This is a genomic window from Winslowiella arboricola (assembly GCF_025527015.1).
Taxonomy (GTDB): Bacteria; Pseudomonadota; Gammaproteobacteria; order Enterobacterales; family Enterobacteriaceae; genus Erwinia; species Erwinia arboricola.
Genome location: NZ_JAODIM010000043.1, coordinates 18,004 through 35,937, shown reverse-complemented (window position 1 = coordinate 35,937; position 17,934 = coordinate 18,004). Strand labels below are relative to the sequence as shown.

Sequence of the window (17,934 nt, the reverse complement as noted above, 5' to 3'; positions counted from 1 at the left end):
TCTAAAAAGACATAACTTTACATTTTGTCGCATTTGGCGCGCGGCAGGTGGATGCGGGGCGAGCAAAGCGGAATCAGCGCGACGGCCGGATACTGCGCTCCAAGAAAAAGGCACTGCCTGGGCAGTGCCTTATTGCTTACTTGCTGGCGGCGCTTCTGGCTGCCGGCTGCCCGCTTTCGAGCTTCGCCAAATCGTTGGCCACCTTCACCGTCTCATCGAGATAAGGGTCCGGCTCTTTATAGTCCTTCGGCAGATCTTCGATCTTCGCCAGCGGCTTTTTGCCTTCCAGTTTCAGACGCGCATTGACCCGCTCCAGACGAAGCGCATCTTCCTCATGGTTCTCTTTCTCGCGCTGAGCCAGATTGAGCGACATGCTGTTGCGCTTCTCTTTCATCGCGTTAAAACGGGCGATGTCTTTAATGATGTACTGGAATTCAGGATCGCTGTCGATACGTGTCTGATGGGCTTTCAGCAGCTGCGGTCCCAGCGGTTTGAGATCGCCGGTTTTCACATATGTGGCCGCATTGATGCTATCCCACGGCAGGGCGTTATCTTCGAACTTCTCACCGGTTTCCACTGCTTCCACACCGGTTGGCATCAGCAGATCCGGCGTTACGCCTTTACGCTGAGTACTGCCGCCGTTGATACGGTAGAACTTCTGAATGGTGTACTGGACGGAGCCCAGCGCTGGCCATTCCGGACGCAACATCTGATCGTAGATGCGGTTCAGCGAGCGATACTGCTGAACGGTGCCTTTGCCGAAGGTTGGTTCACCAACCACCAGCGCACGACCATAATCCTGCATCGCCGCCGCGAAGATCTCGGAAGCTGAAGCACTGAAGCGGTCGACCAGCACCACTAACGGGCCTTTGTAGTAAACAATGCCGTCGTTGTCGCTGTCTTCGCGCACTTTGCCGTTGTTATCACGCACCTGCACCACCGGACCGCTCGGAATAAACAGACCGGAAAGCGATACCGCTTCGGTCAGCGCGCCGCCACCGTTAGTACGCAGGTCAATAACAATGCTGTTAACGTTCTGCTTCTGCAGTTTTTGCAGCTGCGCTTTAACATCATCGGTCAGGCCAACATAGAAACCAGGAATATCCAGTACCCCCACTTTCTCTTTGCCAACCTCTTTGACCGACATTTTCACCGCGCGATCTTCCAGACGGATTTTTTCACGCGTCAGGGTGACAATGCGGGTTTTGGTGCCCTTACCTGCCGGCAGGATCTCCAGGCGCACTTTGCTGCCTTTCGGACCTTTAATCTGCGCGACCACGTCGTCCAGACGCCAGCCAATCACATCCACCATCGGCTTATTCGGCTGGCCAACACCAACAATGCGGTCACCGACGGTAATCGATTTGCTTTTCGCTGCCGGGCCACCCGCCACCATCGAGTTGATGACGGTGTAATCTTCATCCATCTGCAACACTGCGCCGATACCTTCCAGAGACAGGCTCATCTCGGTATTAAACTGTTCGGTATTGCGCGGAGAGAGATAGTTAGTGTGTGGATCAATCTCATGGGCGAAAGCGTTCATCGCCAGCTGGAAAACATCTTCACTGTTGCTTTGCGCCAGACGGCGAATCGCAAACTGATAGCGTTTGGTGAGGATCTCGCGAATCTCTTTCTCATCTTTGCCAGTGAGCTTCAGGCTCAGCTCGTCATATTTGACTTTGGCATCCCATAACGCGTTCAGCTCGGCAACGCTCTTCGGCCATGGCGCTTTGCCACGATCGAGATCGATAGTGTCGTTACCGCTAAAGTTCATTGGCTTATTCAGTACCGTGAGGGCGTACTGATAGCGCTCAAACCGACGTTTCTGCGCCAGGTTGTATAAATCGTAAAACACCGGCAACTGGCCGGACTTAAATTCTTCACCCAGGATGGTTTTTTTATCGGCGTATTGCGTCACATCTGAGGCCAGCAGCACGTTATGGCTGTAGTCCAGCATATTCAGATAGCGGTCAAAAATTTTGCCGGAAAAGTCTTTATCCAGATCGAACTGACGATAATGAGAACGGGTGAACCGCGAAGTCACACGCTCACTGACGGTGGCGTGTTGCGGTTCCTGATGGAGCTGTGGGATCTGCTCGGCGCGCGTAATATTCTCGGCGGCGAATGCATGGCCTGCAAAAAGCAGGCCCGCAATAATAGTCGTTCTAAAAATGTTGTTCATGCCCTGGTTGGCCTCCGTTTCAGAACTGCAAATGTTCTGCGCGTACGATCATTGCCAGGCCGGAAACCAGTTGCACACGAACGCCATCTTTGGAAATTTCCAAAATAGTGGCGTCCATAGCACTTTGACCTGCTTTGACTTTAATGTTCTGGCCGACTTGCAGTGCTGAGGTATCGGTAACGGGTTGAGTGCGCGGTTGGCTTTCAGCTGCTGGTGCAGATGCTGCACGCTCCTGAGCAGGGCGTGGCGCCTTCGGGCGCGCCTTACGCGGCTGCTCCCCTTCTGCTACGGGTTTACGTGGCGCAGGTTTACGCGGACGACGTGGTGCGGTCTCTTCACCGGCTTCACGTCTCTTCGCCTGCTGCGCCTCGCGCTGTGCCTGAACACGCGCTTTAGCTTCTTCAAGCTGCTTACGCGCATGCTCTACGTGCTGTTCATCAAGAACACCACAGGCATTGCCATCCAAATCGACACGTGCTGCACCAGCTTTAATACCGTAAAGGTAACGCCAGCTGGAGGTGTACAGGCGCAATGCTGAACGAAGCTGAGTTTTGCTCAGACCCATTTCGCCTTGCACGCGATCGACTAAATCCTGAAAGATACCGATTTTGAGCGGGCGTGCTTCGCCTTCGGCGCTAAAGCATTGTGGGAACCGCTCTGCCAAAAAGGCGATGACTTCTTTACTACTATTCAACTTAGGTTGATTTTCCATGAAATTTCCTGATTACAACGGGTTTGCCAACCAGCGCAGGCATGAACAGGCGACATTATAATGAGCCAGTCGGCAATTGCTACGTGATCCAGCGCTTTAGGTGCGTTTCATGTGAATAAATTTTTTCACATCAGTGTCCGCAAGGACCTCGCACAGCCCGTCAGTAAGGGTTTTCAGGCCAATTTCGTCGATGCTATCGAAACGGTTATAAACCGTGCTGTCGATATCAAGTACGCCGATAACTTCGCCATTTACCACCAGCGGCAGCACAATTTCAGCATTACTGGTGGCGTCACAGGCGATATGACCCGGAAACGCATGCACATCGTCAACACGCTGCACCTGATTATCCGCGACTGCCGTGCCGCATACGCCCTTCCCGACAGGAATGCGCACACAGGCGATTTTGCCCTGAAACGGACCCAGTACCAGCGTGTTCTCTTCCGTGAGCAAATAAAACCCTGCCCAGTTAACGCCATCAAGACGTTCATACAAAAGCGCGCTACAATTGCCCATTACAGCAAGAAAACTGCTCTCACCAGCAATTAATGCGCGCAAATCACGGTTCAGGTCCGCATAAAATTCTTGTTTGTTCATTTATTAACCATTGTAAAAACTATTGAGCGGCACCATTTTTGCGTATCACTCGTAAAATAAGCATTATTTGCCCAGGCCGACAAGATGAATCATGCTGTCAGTTCAGATAACCTTAGGATCTTGTGGACCTGTTTGCAGAACAATTTATTATTGCCAAGCCATTTAACACTGCGGTGACTGATAACATTTTCTGCTTATTATTTGCATTACATGGGCAACGCATCATCATAATATGAAAATACTCGCTATCAGCCATGCTCTGCCCCAAGAACGTTATCAGCGTTGTCCGCAATGCGATACCCTTTTTTCCTTACCAGATGTGAAATCCTCTCAGTCGGCGCACTGTCCGCGCTGTAATGCAAAAATTCTTAACGGTCGTGACTGGTCAATGACGCGCTTAACGGCGATGGCCATCACCATGATCCTGTTGATGCCCTTTGCCTTTGGTCAGTCGCTGGTGGATATCCGTCTGCTGGGCACCAATATCAGCGCCAGTCTTGCCGGTGGCATTCTGCAAATGGCGGAACAGGGTAATGTGATTAGCGCGTCGATGGTGGCGTTCTGCACGATAGGCGCGCCAGTGACCCTGGTCGCCTCGATTATCTATCTGTTTTTTGGTCAGCGCCTCGGCATGAACCTGCGCCCGGTGCTGCTGATGCTGGATCGCCTGAAAGAGTGGGTGATGCTGGATATCTACCTGGTGGGTATCGCCGTCGCCTGCATTAAGGTGCAGGATTATGCCGATCTGCAACCTGGCGCGGGGCTGGTGGCCTATCTGGCGTTAACCCTGTTGAGCCTGGTGACGCTGATTCATCTGAATGTCGAACAGCTGTGGCAGCGCTTCTATCCGCAGCCGCAGGCGCTGGTCGCCGATCACAGTTTGCAGGTCTGCCTCAACTGCCATCATACTGGCTCCGCCGATGAGCGCGGCCGCTGCCCGCGTTGCCATACGCCGCTGCGTCTGCGCCGCCGCCATAGCCTGCAAAAATCCTGGGCGGCGCTGATTGCGTCGATCGTGTTGCTGCTGCCCGCCAATCTGCTGCCGATATCGATCATTTATCTCAATGGCTCGCGCCAGGAAGACACTATCTTTTCCGGTATTCTTTCTCTGGCTTCCGGCAATATCCCGGTAGCAGCGGTAGTATTTATCGCCAGTATTCTGGTGCCTTTTACCAAAGTAATTGTGCTGCTGACGTTACTGCTCAGCATCCATTTCAAGTGCCAGCAGGGTCTGAAGACCCGCATACGCTTATTACGTGTCGTTACCTGGGTCGGGCGCTGGTCGATGCTCGATCTGTTCGTGATTGCGTTGACCATGTCACTGGTTAATCGCGATCAACTGTTAGCTTTTACTATGGGACCGGCAGCCTTCTATTTTGGCTCGGCGGTTGTTCTCACTATTCTTGCCGTCGAGTGGCTGGATAGCCGTTTACTTTGGGATGCACATGCAACAGGAAACGCCGATTATACCGACTAAAGCCCAGGTCAGGACTAAGCGCCGCATATCGCCCTTCTGGCTTCTGCCTTTAATCGCGCTGCTTATTGCCTGCTGGCTGCTCTGGACTAACTATCAGGAGCGTGGCACCACCATCACTATCGATTTCGTATCAGCGGACGGCATTGTGCCCGGCAGAACGCCGATTCGCTATCAGGGAGTCGAGGTGGGACTGGTGCAGGGCATCAGCATGACGGACGATCTGCGCACCATCAAGATCAAAGCCAGTATCAAAAGCGATATGAAAGATGCGTTGCGACAGGATACGCAATTCTGGCTGGTCACGCCGAAAGCGTCACTGGCCGGGGTATCCGGCCTTGATGCGCTGGTTGGCGGTAACTATATCGGCATGATGCCGGGCAAAGGTGAACCGCGCGAGAACTTCGCCGCGCTGGATACCCAGCCGAAATACCGTGTTAATACCGGCGAGATGCTGATTCATCTGCAAACCCCGGATCTTGGCGCACTGAATACAGGTTCGCTGGTCTATTACCGCAAAATTCCGGTCGGCCGCGTTTATGACTACAGCATTAACCCGAATAACCAGGGCGTAACAGTCGATGTGCTGATTGAACGCCGCTTTACCAATCTGGTGAAAAAACAGAGCCGTTTCTGGAACGTCTCCGGAATGAAAGCCGATGTCGGCCTCAGCGGCGCCAAAGTGCAGCTGGAAAGCCTGGCGGCGTTGGTGAATGGCGCGATCGCCTTTGACTCACCGGGCGCCTCCGGGCAGGCATCTTCAGAAGAGAACTACAGGCTCTATCCCGATCTGGCGCACAGCCAGCGCGGCGTGGTGATTGGCCTGGATTTACCCAATGGCAAAAACCTGAAGCAAGGCTCCACGCCGCTGATGTATCAGGGGCTGGAAGTCGGCACCCTGACCGCCATGACCCTGCAACAGGGCGGCAAAGTCAGCGGTGAGCTGACGGTCGATCCTTCAGTGGTCGGTCTGATGCGTCAGGGCACGCGCATTGAAATGCGCAGTCCGAAGGTCAGCCTGACCGATACCAGTCTCAGCAGCCTGCTGACCGGCAATACGCTGGAACTGATTCCGGGTGAAGGCGAGCCGCAGGACCACTTCCAGGTACTGGAAAGCAATCAGTCACTGTTACAACAGCCGGATGTGCTGACGCTGAAACTGAACGCGCCGGAAAGCTACGGTATTGATGGCGGCCAGCCGATTGTGTTGCACGGTATGAAAATTGGTCAGGTCATCGGCCGCAAGCTGGATGCTAAAGGGGTTAACTTTGAAGTGGCTATCGCCCCGGAATATCGTCAGCTGGTGCATGGCGACAGCAAATTTATTATCAACAGTCGCCTGAATGTCAAACTCGGTATCGACGGCATGCAGGTCCTGGGCGCCAGCGCCCGCGAATGGGTGGATGGCGGCATCCGACTGGACCCGGGAAGTAAGGGCAGCGTGAAAACTCACTATCCGCTGTATGCCGATAGCGAAAAAGCCGAGGAAGGCATTACCAGCGATCGTCCACCGACTACCGTAATGCTGACCGCCAACAGCCTTCCGGATATTCAGGCGGGTTCAGTGGTGCTGTATCGCAAATTCCAGGTAGGTGAGATTGTTGATGTGATACCTAAAGCCAATGAATTTGATGTGGCGGTGCATATCAAACCGGAATACCGCAAATTGCTCAGCGACAATAGCGTGTTCTGGGCGGAAGGCGGTGCGCGGGTACAGTTGAATGGCAGCGGACTGACGGTACAGGCTTCGCCGCTTAATCGAGCCTTAAAAGGGGCGATCAGCTTTGATAACCTCAGTGGCGCCGGTATTAGCCGTGATCAGAAACGGGTGTTGTACGCCTCGGAAACCGCCGCACGCGCGGTTGGCAGCCAGATTGCGCTGCATACCTTTGACGCCAGCAAGCTGTCAGCCGGTATGCCAATCCGTTATCTCGGCATTAATGTCGGCCAGGTTGAATCACTGGCGCTGAGCCCGGATAAAAACCAGGTCATCGCTAAAGCGGTACTCTATCCGGAATATGTTAACGATTTTGCCCGCGCAGACAGCCGTTTCTCGGTGGTATCACCGGAAATTTCCGCCACTGGCGTCAACCATCTGGAAACGCTGTTGCAGCCCTATATCAACGTCGACCCGGGTAAAGGCCGCGCCGCGCGCCGCTTTGAGTTACAGGAATCGACCATTACCGACTCGCGCTATCTTGATGGCCTCAGTGTGGTGGTTGATACCCCTGAGGGTGGTTCACTGACCGTCGGCACACCGGTGCTGTTCCGTGGTATTGAGGTCGGCACAGTAACCGGCACCTCGTTAGGCAGCATGGCGGATCGCGTGCAGGTCACACTGCGTATCAGCAAGAAATACCAGCATCTGGTGCGGAATAACTCGGTATTCTGGCTGGCTTCCGGCTACAACCTGGAGTTCGGTCTGATTGGTGGCGTGGTGAAAACCGGTACTTTCCAGCAGTTTATTCGCGGTGGCATTCAGTTTGCCACGCCGCCGACGGTGCCGCTGGCGCCACAGGCGACCTCCAACAAGCATTTCCTGCTGCTTGATGAAGAACCAAAAGAGTGGCGTACATGGGGAACGGCGATCCCACGCTGACCCTGATTGCGGGCGGCGCGCGTCGCCCGCAGCTTTTTCGTGTGATAAACTCCCGGCTTCACTTTTTGTAACGGAACCCTTCAGTGGCTCACTCTTCCCGCGTCTATTTTCCTGAATCCTTTCTCTCTGTCATGCGCGACATGCTGCCTGACAGCGCTGACTTTGATGCCTTTATCGCTATCAGCCAGCAGCCGCTGCGTCGCAGCCTGCGGGTAAATACGCTAAAGATCAGCGTGGCGGATTTTCTCCTGCAAGTGGCGCCCTATAACTGGGCGCTGACGCCGATTCTCTGGTGTGAAGAGGGATTCTGGATCACGCGTGATGACGCCGATACCCTGCCGCTCGGCAGCACCGCCGAACATCTCAGCGGCCTGTTTTATATTCAGGAAGCCAGTTCGATGCTGCCGGTGAGTGCGCTGTTCGATTCAGTGCCGCAACCACAGCGAGTGATGGATGTCGCCGCAGCCCCCGGCTCCAAGACTACCCAGATGGCTGCGCGCATGAATAATCAGGGCGCGATTCTGGCCAATGAATATTCCGCCAGCCGCGTCAAAGTGCTGCATGCCAATCTCAGCCGCTGCGGCGTCAGTAATACCGCCATGACCCATTTTGACGGCCGGGTATTTGGTCCGGCGCTGCCGGAGTGCTTCGATGCCATCCTGCTTGATGCACCCTGTTCCGGCGAAGGCGTTATCCGTAAAGATGCCGATGCGCTGCGTAACTGGTCGCCAGAGAGTACACAACAGATTGCCGCTACCCAGTGCGACCTGATTGACAGCGCCTTCCATGCGCTGAAGCCGGGCGGCACGCTAATTTACTCCACCTGCACGCTAAACCAGACAGAGAATCAGCAGGTGGTAGCCTGGTTGCGGGATCGCTATCCCGATGCCGTTGAAGTGCTGCCGCTAAACGGCCTGTTTGCGGGCGCCGATCAGGCGCTGACCGCGGAAGGATATCTGCACGTCTTTCCGCAACTGTTCGACAGTGAAGGGTTCTTTGTGGCGCGCCTGCGCAAAACCGACTCAGTACCGGCGATGGCCAAGCCTGGCTATAAAGTCGGTAAACTGCCCTTCTCGCCGCTCAGCCGCAAGCTAACTGAAGAAGTGATGGCGGCAGCCAATAAATCCGGGCTGCAGTGGGACAGCTCGCTGGCGTTGTGGCAGCGCGATAAAGAGTTGTGGCTGTTCCCGACCGAAATTGAACCGTTACTTGGCCGCGTGCGTTTTTCGCGTATTGGTCTGAAGCTGGCGGAAACCTTCCCGAAAGGCTATCGCTGGCAGCATGAAGCCACCGTTGCGCTGGCGCGTCCGACGGCGGCTAACAGTGTCGGGCTGACAGAGGATGAAGCCGAAGAGTGGTATCGCGGTCGCGACATCTATCCGGAAGCTGAATTACCGCGTGATGAAGTGATTGTCACCTGGAAGCAACAACCCATTGGACTGGCGAAGAAAGTCAGTAACCGGCTGAAGAACAATTACCCGCGCGATCTGGTGCGCGATGGGAAACTCTTTAAGGCATGAGCAGCGGGAGCCGGTAACGGCTCCCGTCTGACAATTACTGCAACTGTACCAGGGTTAACCGGTTACCGAATACCGCGCCGGTATCAATAAAGTGCTGGTTCCACGCATGTAACGGATTTTTTAGCGGCGTATGACCAAAGTAGAAATCATCGGCGCCGCTGATAACCGCCCCTCTGCCGCGCTGCAACTGATTGATGCGGTCACGACTCCAGACCACTTTATCCGCATCAACCTGCTGCTCCCAGGCGTAATGCTCTGCGGGATAGTCGGCATGGGCCACCACCGCTATGCGATCTTCCAGCGTCAGATGCAGGATCAGCGGTAAATCGCGACACTGGTTCAATGCATGCCGCGCCGTCACCAGTGCGGCACCACTCAGCCGGTAGAACCAGTTGCCACCATTCATTTCCCACAGGTCGCGTTCGCCAGTGGTTATCGCCGCCAGCGCCATCGCCTCATGATTTCCCAGCACGCAACGGAACCATGGCTCATTTAACAATGCCAGGCAAGCCAGACTGTCCGGCCCGCGATCAATCATATCGCCGACAGAAACCAGTAAATCCTGCTCCGTGTCGAAGTGATTTGCGATTAACTGTTGATCTAACAGCCCCCGGCAGCCGTGCAGATCGCCAACAATATAAATATGTCGCCAGTTTTCACCATTAAGATACTGATACATCATGACAACAACCCATACAGCAATATCTGCGATATTGATGCTCCGTTTAAGTGAATGCACTTAAAGTATAGCAATCGCAGGTATACAGCAGAAGGTTTCAGTAATAATGGATGCGCGTATGCAATTTATTCTGACATTGGTATTATTATTTACTGGCAGCCTGCTACTCCTCGAAGTTTTAGCCCGCCTGGTACATTTCATTATTGTTGGTTAATTATTTAGTCAGCATTCGGCTCATATTATAGCCGGTAATCTGGAACTGACAGGCTTCATATAGCGCCTTCGCACGGGGGTTATTTGCCGCCACACGTAACCGGATTTCCACCACTCCCTGCTGCTGCAACGACACCTCAAGATCGCGCAACGCCTGCCGGCCATAGCCTGCACCGCGAAAGGCTGGCAGCACCAGAAAATCCTGAATGTATGCACTCTGCTCATCACGCTGATACCACAAATAACCGACGACCTGCTGCTGCGCTTCAATACACAGCAACACCTGCCGCGCGGTTTCCAGTCCCTGCTCCAGATAATTATCGAGGGTCTGCTGCGCGCGCTGGCGGGCAAACAGATCGCTGTAGCCAGAGTTAGCGCGCAGATCCCCGGCATACTCCTCGATAAACAGTTGTTGCCAGACGGCAAATTCCGCTGGCTGCATCTCCCTTAACATAACAACATCTCCTGATTACTTATTGAATAATCAGTATATTAATCCTCAATTCTGATGATGGACAGCGAATAATCAGAAATGCGTTTCCAGCTGTTCCGCCAGATTATCCATTAACGCATAGCGGCGACGATATTCGGCACGCTTTTTACTGGCAATATCGTCCAGTGATTTACGCCCGATGCTTGCAGGTAACAGGAAATGGTTATCATCCGTCAGCCGGCCATGGAGCGACAGCCAGAACTCATCATAATCCGCAAACAGCTGGCGCTTTTTCTTATGGCGATAGCGCCAGTGTTGATAGATATGGGTCTGATTTCCGGCTGCCAGTATCTGTTCCACCGCCAGATGCGATGCCAGGTGACAGAGTGCTTCAATCAGTAAGCGTTTAGGAAACAGGCCGTGACAGCCTTTGCTTGCACCCTGAATTGCTTCATGTGGTGTCTCCGGACGCGCCCCTTGAACGCCGCCGATAAACAGTGTTCGCCGGTTCTGCCAGTTAAATACGCTGAAAGTAATAATTGCCAGCCGCTCACCATTTGGGCTCTCAAACAACAGCGTCGCCTCACCTTCTTTATCGAGTTGATCCATTGTCAGCAACTTAATCCGATAATGCTCGCCATTTTTGCCTTCCAGCACCGCCAGCGTTGCCCCCGTAGCGGTTAAATAACTTTCAAACAGCATGGCAGGCAGATGCTTTTCCAGCAGAAAATAGTGCTGACTGAGCGCCGTCAACACCGTCTGATGATCAAAGTTGGCTGCAAGATATGGCCGGTAAAGTTTAGCCGGTAAGGATGGCTGCGCCCGCAGGATCATCGCCAGCCGCGCATTCTGCGCCAGACAATTCAGCAATGAATAACTTAATAGCGGTGCTGACAATGCACGTAGCATATATTTAACGCGATAAGCGCCCCTGCTCCAGGCCATGCCCGGTTTCAGCTCACCATTGATCAGGGACGAAAAAAGCTTAAGGCCAGTGGCAGGCGCGGAAAATCCGTACGCCAGAGTTGATTGCGACATAATTGAATCGGTAATTCCTGCTTTTAATCTTGCTGTTATTTAAGCAGACCCAAATTAAACCACGCCTGAATGGTAAAAGAGATTAAAGTCTATTTAAGATGTGTTGTCATAATGTTTAAGTGCGTAAATGGCGACAGCAGATAATGCATGCCATACTAATTATCAGAATAATTTAACAAACCAGGATGAGCGGGGTTAGTCGATTTAAACATATAAACAGACAGGGTAACTAACTAAGACATTGATCAACCCCCACTCCAGTCCATTTTTAGTCATTATTTCCAGGCCGGAGAGACCCGCATTATCATTTTTTTGCGATTTTTTGCAAAAAACACTTAAGTTCGGTGGGTTTCAGCCGTTATCCATAGAAAGGCCGCAGTTAGCTCAGCGCTGGCCCGCTATGCTGCGGATGAAAATATCGACTAAAAAATAGGGAGAATGTCATGCTTACAAAACGCGCCGCATGGAGTCTGGTGTTTATCTGTTGCGCCATCTTCTGGCTGCTGGTGGCCGTCGCATGGATAATGTATGTGTGATTGTTCTGCTTGAGGGTCCCTGTGAGGCGTATTGCACAATAACGGGCGACTGCGGCACAAGAGACATTGCATGCTCCCGGCGCAACTGACACCGGGAGCCTGTTCAGTACCAGCCAGACTAAAGCTAAAACCACCTCAGATATAAGATTTTTTCTTCACACCAAACCGCGGTCTGTTGAACAGGAAATCGGCTTTCCAGCGCTTCAACAGATAAAAAGCAATGACGGGTACAACAATTCCAGCCAGCGTGCCAAATAGCACGTGAATGCTCCAGCTATTGGTGTGCAGCACTTTATTCAGCACAATCCTCATGCCACTCCCTGCCAGAATATGCATTAAATAAATATACATACTCAGCTCACCAAGGACGCGAAATAATTTTATATCCATTTTTGACAGCATCAATGCCAGCACTACAATAAAACCTATCGATATTATCGCCAGCAGCACACTTAAAACGCCGGCATTGGTGTAGGTATATCCCATCCCCCAGTGAAAAAGATACTGAGATAACCCAAACAGCACCGCAACCACGCCTGATATTACCTGATTTGGGCTGGCAGTAATTTTACCTGATACTTTCTGAAAAAGAACGCCGAGCATAAAAAAGAACAGATAATGAGTAATGAAATCCAGATGGAAATTATTGGTCAGTTCCTCCTGGTATACATTAATCACCAGTGACAATATCAGCAGAACAGGGAGATATCGGTTAAAATATTTTCGATGCCACAGCATGGCGGCAACCGCAAAAATCATAAAAAGCGCATAGAGGAACCAGAACTGGGCGCGTGGATAGATCAGAAAAGCCAGCACTTCACCCATGCCAGTTTTACTGTTGGTGTAGTTCGACAGCACAACTTCAATCCCGCCCTGAATCAGTGACCAGACCACATAGGGATAGACGATGGTATCTACCTTACTGACAATAAATTCTTTTTTGCCTTTTCTTTCGATGGACTGCAGGAAAAACAATCCGGCAAGAAAAAAGAATAATGGCATATGAAAACTATAAATAATGCTATCGAGTAATTTGTAAGATCCTTCAGAAAGATAAACTCCGGAACTGTACAGTCCTCTGTTAACATGACCAAAAACCACCAGAGCAATACCAATGCCCTTTGCATAGTCCACCCAGAGATCTCTCATATATCACCTGTAAGATTTGATTGGAATTGTTTTAAAAGGAAAAATAATGATTTCAATCCATGAAAAAAAATAAATTATAAATTTTATAATTTGAAGCTAGCACAATGAAATCGGATTAAAAAGTGATATGAATCACTTCATTCAGCCCTGGGCAAGACCATTATTTAAGACAGAAGATAGCGAATATAAAAACCGAAATGGAAATAGAGTTCAACGTCTCTTTACTGAATCTTATTGATATTCATTCAGAAAGCAATCGAAACTACAGCGGTATGGCAGTATGAAAAATTGAGAAAAGTAGTGTAAATCTTCTGTAAGTTGCGCCCACCACAGGATTGTATGGTTCGCAAACTAACTAAATTGGCGGCAATTTTCAGATTATCGCCATAGACGTGTGCTGAGTCTGGAAGTGACTGGCACTAAATCCTGGGCGTTCGTATGAGCGATGGGCCTGAATTTGCGCTACTGCGCCCGGTTTTCGCTCTCTGCCGGCTTCAGCGGGATTACAGCAGCGATCGGCTGTTATACACCTCATGTAATGCTTACCACCCAGACAAAAAGACCGGCCACAAGGTCCGGTCTTTCATTCATCGGGAAAAGTGTCCCGATGACCCAACACTGCCACAGCGATATTGCGATAGTAGACTTTTAGTTAAATACGCAGCTTCTGCCGGATGGAGAACCAATCTCTCGTGACATACGCTCACAAACAATCACCACCTGCTTGCCTTTTTTAAGCGTCAGAGCGGTGCTTTTTTTAAGGGATTACTTCTACGGCAGATGACTCAAAGATCATACTCAGCAAGTATCTTTTCTAACTGCTGATTACCAGGGTACTTCTCCTTTAACATCTTTTGTTGCTGGAGTGCTAACCCACAGTACCTGTCGACTGCAGCTTCAATTTCTTTTTGGCGATGGTGTGAAATTGAGCTATCCCATTCACCGCTGAAATGCTGACAATTCTCAGCATTCTCCTGGAAGGCTTTGACCTCAGGTTGTAATGCCTTCGCTGGCGCCGCAGCGCAATTTAGGGTTAGCAGTAGCGATACCAGTGCAGGAAGGGTTTTGTGCATTTGATCTCTTATCAGCCAGGATTATTCTTTTTAACAGGATGACACGATGCCGCTTCTGTGTGCCGGACAGACCTCAGTACTCGCTTCATTTTTCGTGATGTTAGATCATCACTCAAAAGAAGAAAAATACGCCAGTATCATACTCTATCGCTTTATCTACCATAGTTAACAACTGGACTATATTATTATCCTCACCCAGCCCCTCCGCCTCAAGGCTAATAATTTCTCTGGCTACTCTCAAATTAGCGGCTTCAGTGATCCTCTCATCTTCGTAATCATCAATATTAATATCAAGTGCACCATTCAGACGTTCAAATATTCCACGATGACACATTTCGTCAAAGGATTCGCTATCTAAAATAGCCTCAATCAAATCCCCCTCAATAGTGCGTTCTAAATCAAGACGAGACATAGCATCCGTGCTGACAGGTACAATAATTTTTTTCATTATTACTCTCCTTTGATCCTGAAGTATGTTACCTGAGTGTATTCACTCTGACCGCGACCAGCCAGAGCGCCACTTTCCAAAATTTTATTATCAGGAGTATTACCAAAGTGTTGTTTGCAGACCTTGTGTTTCTTTCAGAATATTTCTGTTGCTGCTTTAAGCATACCCATAAGCACAGAAGATACTATAATAGCAGCACCAGTCATCTGCTCATTTAACACCTGGTTAAAGCATTATCCCGCTTCGCGCCCAGCTTTAGCGCGGTCTCTGCAAATATTTCCGCGTTCTGGTTATACACTCCTCCAGCTACGAGCAGATTCTCCGCCATTTACTCTTTATCGCTCTGAAGGCTTCCGTTTCGTAACTTCGCGAGCAAACAGATCTGACGTATTCAGCTGATCGGAACCAAATCTGATAACCTTGGTTGCCCGCGGTTTGCCGCCAAGCTGCCGATAATCACGACAGGCCACATAATTTCGGTATTCCCGGCCACTATTCGCCCGTCCATTGAATCTGAAGCGAATATATGTCGACAGGCCGAACTATAAGCTCAAAGGGTTCAGGTTAAGTGCTATCGCCTGATAAGTTAAAACAGGTCAAAGCCTCGCAGGCTGAAACTGATTGCTGTTCTCTCAGTAAAGTTTTCTGAAGCAGACTTTACATCAATCACGCACCATAAGTAATCCTGTTTTTTTTCACAGTATTAATAAATAAAAATCAATAAATTAGCTCGATAATAAAGTATATGGAAGTAATAAGAATACGAGCGAATAAAGGAAGTTTGCTTGCGGAGTTGGCAGCAGGGATGAAATGAAACGCAAAGTGCTCTATGAGCTTTTTTTGGTGGCTGAAAAATAATTTCAGGAATTTTAATAACAAAAAAAGACCGAATACTTTTATCGGCCTTTAAAATCAGCAAGTTACATTAATAATGGCGACAAGATGACTACAGTCTTTGTTAACAAATTTTGGTATCAGTCACTCGCTCTATCTGGATGACCAATACTTGGTTTAACAGAGGAACTATCTATAGATATACCAGGGGAATTAACTACAAACTCAGCATATTTTTTGTTTGCTTTCCTGTATTGCTTCAATATATACCACGCCCCATATATTGAAATCACATATGGTATGGCACGAATCAAATCTATGTTTTCTAGTTTTAATTCAACTGAAAAACCTGGCACAATTCTGGTATAAAAATGATAACCTATGATTAAAATACCTAAAACCACTCCTAAATTTCTTTGAATTTTTAAATGAGTGAGCATTTTATTATCGGCACGATGAGTACCAAAATAGGAATGAATATCATTCAAATCTGTTACTTTTAGAAATTGTCTTTCAATATTAGCTATTATAACTAGATTCCTGTTATACCAATAACCAGAATCGATTAGATGATCAAACAACCAAACAATCAAAAGAATTATTATTCCCATAGCCAAGTCAACATTGAGAAGATTTTTTTCAGCCAATGAGAGTAATGTAAAAGCACCAATAACCACACTTATGCTTTGCCAAACAATAGTTATATGCCTACTAATCTCATTATTCAAAGTCTCATACATCTTTATAAGTAAATCATCTCTTTTATTATTACTCATACAAGTACCTCTTGAGATAGCATACTAGGTAAATTAATTGGATTCAGATATCCATCCCAAATCCTGTTGATATTAAATAAAGATTTCTCTAAGCATTTTTCATATGTTCCATTTGAATCCTTAACAAATCGTTCACCATTGAAGTAATACCCATACTTCGCGTCTAGCGTAAATCGATTACAGTCAAAAGACATTACATCTAATTTATCAGCTAATTTCCGTTGCACATCAGGCCTCCCCCCCAGAAGATGGACTTTTCTATCAAAACTTTCAATTGAAACTTCTGTGCCGCCATACCTCGTAGGCACGCTGTAAGCTAAAATGAATTGTTTTGGTATAAGTTCATGCAAGCGATTATTTAGTCGTGTATCTTTAGGGATTATAGCAACATGGATGCTATATTTACTTAGGGCTTCAGCCTCATTCAATATTGCGTCTAGCTCATCGATAGACTCAACATCTCTAGCCATAGTTATAAATGGTTTTTTTTCCTGAACAGCAGCTAAATGTCGAGAAAAATTGTATTTTTTCCAGTCAACATCCATAAACCCTTTAGCTTCAAAATCTATCCCTTTCAAATCTCTTAGGTTGGTATATTTTGCACCAGGAAGCCAACCATAAGATTCCGATATGTTAATTACCTTTTGGCTATGCGCTACAAACTTCAACACCCCCATACATATCCTTATATATCTTATTTTAGTAACGCAATTTAACGTAGCACAAAAAAAACAAACCTAATGACTTATAATCTATGAATTATAATCCATTGTTAATATCACTTTTCCTGCACTATTTACCTCATCAGCGCCACAAGTGAAGTTAGTTCCCTTACTCGTCACGCTAATCTTACGTCCCGGAAGTAGAGCTATATCATAGACATCGTATTTATCATCAATACCGAGCAACCAGCGTCCATTACTGATCCCGGACACACTCGCGTCAACAATCCAAGACTCCGTATTACTTGAAATAAAAACAGGCTCAATGAGAGTGTGTGGAATAAAGCTCAAATCTACCGTCCAGCTTCCGGCATCCTGCAACACGCCTGCTGCAAGATTCTTGCGTGAGATGGACGTACCAGTGCTTTCTTTGGAGCTATCACCTGGCTGTGCCCCCTTCCCTGTTGCCAACCACTGCAAAGAAGCACCAGTTTCAAGCGCGCAAGTCACAACTACATCACCGGGAAAGTAATTTCTACGAACCCAAGTACTGACCGTGCCGGATGAAATGCCAAGCAACTCACAAAGTTGTTTTTGCAGAGTAAAGCCGTACGCATCCATGATGCGACGCAACACTGGCTTGCCGCCGTTTGAAGTGATCTCGTTGTAGAGGGCTTCCCCTTTAGGGGACTCTGGCGAAACTTCAAATTTTGCATTTGCAAGTTTACCGGTAGTAAGCCAATGGAGGTCACTGCCAGTATCTAATGCACATTTCACGAAAGCGCTGCCAGGTACGCTATCGCGCTGCACCCAGTTACTGACGTTAGCCGCAGGAACGCCAAGGCATTCTGCCAAGGATTTCTGTGTTGCAACGCCATATGCAGAGGACAAACGCCCAACAATTTCCAACGCCGTCCCTTCGCTAAAATCCATAAGCCACCAAATAAATAAACATTTGTTGTTTACTAAACGCCATTTGTTGATCTAGGATGTAGCACACCACATGAAA

Annotated in this window: 15 protein-coding genes; 3 read left to right on the top strand and 12 right to left on the bottom strand. The window is 49.2% G+C overall.

Going from position 1 to position 17,934, the window contains the following annotated elements:
- Nucleotides 1-136: 136 nt before the first annotated feature.
- The 3 genes from prc to N5923_RS17735 form a co-directional block, all read right to left on the bottom strand.
- A complete protein-coding gene (prc, locus tag N5923_RS17745) occupies nucleotides 137-2,182 on the bottom strand; it encodes a carboxy terminal-processing peptidase (RefSeq protein WP_267145037.1) in 2,046 nt (681 codons plus the stop codon).
- A 19-nt stretch (nucleotides 2,183-2,201) separates the two neighbouring features.
- Nucleotides 2,202-2,894, bottom strand: a complete 693-nt coding sequence (gene proQ / locus N5923_RS17740) for an RNA chaperone ProQ (RefSeq protein WP_267145038.1) — start codon at nucleotides 2,892-2,894, stop codon at nucleotides 2,202-2,204.
- 96 nt (nucleotides 2,895-2,990) lie between these two features.
- The gene (locus N5923_RS17735) at nucleotides 2,991-3,491 is read right to left on the bottom strand and encodes a GAF domain-containing protein (protein ID WP_267145039.1); all 501 of its coding nucleotides are present in this window, start codon (nucleotides 3,489-3,491) and stop codon (nucleotides 2,991-2,993) included.
- 232 nt (nucleotides 3,492-3,723) lie between these two features.
- Here N5923_RS17735 and yebS point away from each other — a divergent pair, with 232 nt between their 5' ends.
- The 3 genes from yebS (at nucleotide 3,724) to rsmF (ending at nucleotide 9,084) form a co-directional block, all read left to right on the top strand.
- A complete protein-coding gene (gene yebS / locus N5923_RS17730; protein ID WP_267145040.1) occupies nucleotides 3,724-4,968 on the top strand; it encodes a membrane integrity lipid transport subunit YebS in 1,245 nt (414 codons plus the stop codon).
- Nucleotides 4,937-7,564, top strand: coding sequence for a PqiB family protein (locus N5923_RS17725; protein ID WP_267145041.1), 2,628 nt, complete (start codon nucleotides 4,937-4,939; stop codon nucleotides 7,562-7,564). The genes yebS and N5923_RS17725 overlap by 32 nt, the downstream gene beginning before the upstream one ends.
- 83 nt (nucleotides 7,565-7,647) lie before the next feature.
- Nucleotides 7,648-9,084, top strand: a complete 1,437-nt coding sequence (gene rsmF / locus N5923_RS17720; protein WP_267145254.1) for a 16S rRNA (cytosine(1407)-C(5))-methyltransferase RsmF — start codon at nucleotides 7,648-7,650, stop codon at nucleotides 9,082-9,084.
- A 34-nt stretch (nucleotides 9,085-9,118) separates the two neighbouring features.
- Here the strand turns inward: rsmF and N5923_RS17715 are convergent, their stop codons facing one another.
- From N5923_RS17715 to N5923_RS17675, 9 genes are all read right to left on the bottom strand, one after another.
- Entirely contained in the window at nucleotides 9,119-9,766 is a 648-nt protein-coding gene (locus tag N5923_RS17715) for a metallophosphoesterase (protein WP_267145043.1), read from the bottom strand.
- A 211-nt stretch (nucleotides 9,767-9,977) separates the two neighbouring features.
- Nucleotides 9,978-10,430 (bottom strand): GNAT family N-acetyltransferase, encoded by a 453-nt coding sequence (locus N5923_RS17710; protein WP_267145044.1) that lies wholly within the window; start codon nucleotides 10,428-10,430, stop codon nucleotides 9,978-9,980.
- A gap of 72 nt (nucleotides 10,431-10,502) precedes the next feature.
- On the bottom strand, nucleotides 10,503-11,447 hold the full coding sequence (locus N5923_RS17705) for a VirK/YbjX family protein (protein ID WP_267145045.1): 945 nt from the start codon (nucleotides 11,445-11,447) through the stop codon (nucleotides 10,503-10,505).
- Nucleotides 11,448-12,118: 671 nt separating this feature from the next.
- Nucleotides 12,119-13,132, bottom strand: coding sequence for an acyltransferase family protein (locus tag N5923_RS17700; RefSeq protein ID WP_267145046.1), 1,014 nt, complete (start codon nucleotides 13,130-13,132; stop codon nucleotides 12,119-12,121).
- A gap of 785 nt (nucleotides 13,133-13,917) precedes the next feature.
- Nucleotides 13,918-14,205 (bottom strand): hypothetical protein, encoded by a 288-nt coding sequence (locus N5923_RS17695; protein ID WP_267145047.1) that lies wholly within the window; start codon nucleotides 14,203-14,205, stop codon nucleotides 13,918-13,920.
- 112 nt (nucleotides 14,206-14,317) lie between these two features.
- Nucleotides 14,318-14,653 carry a hypothetical protein gene (locus N5923_RS17690; protein ID WP_267145048.1) on the bottom strand — a complete coding sequence of 112 codons (336 nt, stop codon included), beginning with the start codon at nucleotides 14,651-14,653 and terminating at the stop codon, nucleotides 14,318-14,320.
- A gap of 974 nt (nucleotides 14,654-15,627) precedes the next feature.
- Nucleotides 15,628-16,263 (bottom strand): hypothetical protein, encoded by a 636-nt coding sequence (locus N5923_RS17685; RefSeq protein WP_267145049.1) that lies wholly within the window; start codon nucleotides 16,261-16,263, stop codon nucleotides 15,628-15,630.
- Entirely contained in the window at nucleotides 16,260-16,934 is a 675-nt protein-coding gene (locus tag N5923_RS17680) for a DUF6610 family protein (protein ID WP_267145050.1), read from the bottom strand. The genes N5923_RS17685 and N5923_RS17680 overlap by 4 nt, the downstream gene beginning before the upstream one ends.
- A gap of 81 nt (nucleotides 16,935-17,015) precedes the next feature.
- Nucleotides 17,016-17,858 (bottom strand): phage repressor protein CI, encoded by an 843-nt coding sequence (locus N5923_RS17675; RefSeq protein WP_267145051.1) that lies wholly within the window; start codon nucleotides 17,856-17,858, stop codon nucleotides 17,016-17,018.
- Nucleotides 17,859-17,934: the final 76 nt, after the last annotated feature.

What these genes read in the sequence shown, in the direction of transcription:
- N5923_RS17705 (WP_267145045.1), bottom strand. Translation starts at nt 11,447, where the DNA reads ATGTCGCAATCAACTCTGGCGTACGGATTTTCCGCGCCTGCCACTGGC.
- N5923_RS17690 (WP_267145048.1), bottom strand. Translation starts at nt 14,653, where the DNA reads ATGAAAAAAATTATTGTACCTGTCAGCACGGATGCTATGTCTCGTCTT.
- N5923_RS17725 (WP_267145041.1), top strand. Translation starts at nt 4,937, where the DNA reads ATGCAACAGGAAACGCCGATTATACCGACTAAAGCCCAGGTCAGGACT.
- yebS (WP_267145040.1), top strand. Translation starts at nt 3,724, where the DNA reads ATGAAAATACTCGCTATCAGCCATGCTCTGCCCCAAGAACGTTATCAG.
- N5923_RS17675 (WP_267145051.1), bottom strand. Translation starts at nt 17,858, where the DNA reads ATGGATTTTAGCGAAGGGACGGCGTTGGAAATTGTTGGGCGTTTGTCC.
- N5923_RS17735 (WP_267145039.1), bottom strand. Translation starts at nt 3,491, where the DNA reads ATGAACAAACAAGAATTTTATGCGGACCTGAACCGTGATTTGCGCGCA.
- N5923_RS17715 (WP_267145043.1), bottom strand. Translation starts at nt 9,766, where the DNA reads ATGATGTATCAGTATCTTAATGGTGAAAACTGGCGACATATTTATATT.
- N5923_RS17695 (WP_267145047.1), bottom strand. Translation starts at nt 14,205, where the DNA reads ATGCACAAAACCCTTCCTGCACTGGTATCGCTACTGCTAACCCTAAAT.
- proQ (WP_267145038.1), bottom strand. Translation starts at nt 2,894, where the DNA reads ATGGAAAATCAACCTAAGTTGAATAGTAGTAAAGAAGTCATCGCCTTT.
- prc (WP_267145037.1), bottom strand. Translation starts at nt 2,182, where the DNA reads ATGAACAACATTTTTAGAACGACTATTATTGCGGGCCTGCTTTTTGCA.
- N5923_RS17685 (WP_267145049.1), bottom strand. Translation starts at nt 16,263, where the DNA reads ATGAGTAATAATAAAAGAGATGATTTACTTATAAAGATGTATGAGACT.
- N5923_RS17710 (WP_267145044.1), bottom strand. Translation starts at nt 10,430, where the DNA reads ATGTTAAGGGAGATGCAGCCAGCGGAATTTGCCGTCTGGCAACAACTG.
- N5923_RS17700 (WP_267145046.1), bottom strand. Translation starts at nt 13,132, where the DNA reads ATGAGAGATCTCTGGGTGGACTATGCAAAGGGCATTGGTATTGCTCTG.